At 58.9% G+C, this 870-nt stretch carries 1 protein-coding gene; it reads left to right on the plus strand.

Features of this window, described 5'->3' with window-relative positions; genetic code table 11:
- The coding region (locus M5B96_RS32340) for an OprD family outer membrane porin (RefSeq protein WP_248801221.1) at window positions 1-870 on the plus strand (870 nt) is incomplete at both ends.

Consider the following 870-nt stretch of genomic DNA (forward strand, 5'->3'; position numbering starts at 1 on the left):
AGCAGCCCTGGCCTGGCCAACACCGGGTTGTTGCCCGTAAAGGGTAATGGCCAAGCCGCTGACGAGTATGGCCGCCTGGGCTTGGCTGCCAAGATCCGCGTTTCGAAAACCCAACTGAAGTTGGGTGAGCTGCAACCCAACCTGCCGACGCTGGTCTTCAGCGACATCCGTTTACTCCCGCCGACTTACCAGGGCGTAAGCATTACCAGCACGGAAGTCCCCGGCCTGACGCTGCAAGGCGGGCATCTCACCTCGACCAGCCTGCGCAACGAGGCCGGCGAAAGCCGACTGCAGGCCCTGCTGGGCAACAAGCTACAAGGTCAGGTGTCGAGTGATGCCTTCAACTACGCGGGCGCCGACTACACGTTCAACGATGAACGCAGCACCGTGAGCGCCTGGTTCTCGCAGTTGGAGGACATCTACGACCAGAACTTCTTCGGCCTCAAACATAGCCAGCCGATGGGAGACTGGGTGCTGGGCGCCAATATCGGTTACTACGATGCTAAAGAGGAAGGTCGAAAACTGGTCGGCAAGATTGACAACCAGTCCTTCTTCTCCTTGCTCTCGGCCAAGCATGGAGGGCATACGTTCTATGCCGGTTACCAGGGCATGTATGGCGACAGTCCCTTTCCCCGGCTTTTTCTCAATGTCAGCGCACTGGGCAATGAACTGCCGACCTATGAGTTCGTCTCCATCCACGAACGCTCCTACCAACTGCGTTATGACTATGATTTCGCCGCCCTGAAGGTGCCCGGCCTGCTGGCCAGTGCTCGCTATGTCACCGGCAACAACGTGACGACAGCCGCGGGTTACGAAGGCAAGGACCGGGAACGTGATCTGGACCTCAGCTACACGTTCCAATCGCCCCAG

This window comes from Pseudomonas sp. MWU13-2105, assembly GCF_023242315.1.
Classification (GTDB): domain Bacteria; phylum Pseudomonadota; class Gammaproteobacteria; order Pseudomonadales; family Pseudomonadaceae; genus Aquipseudomonas.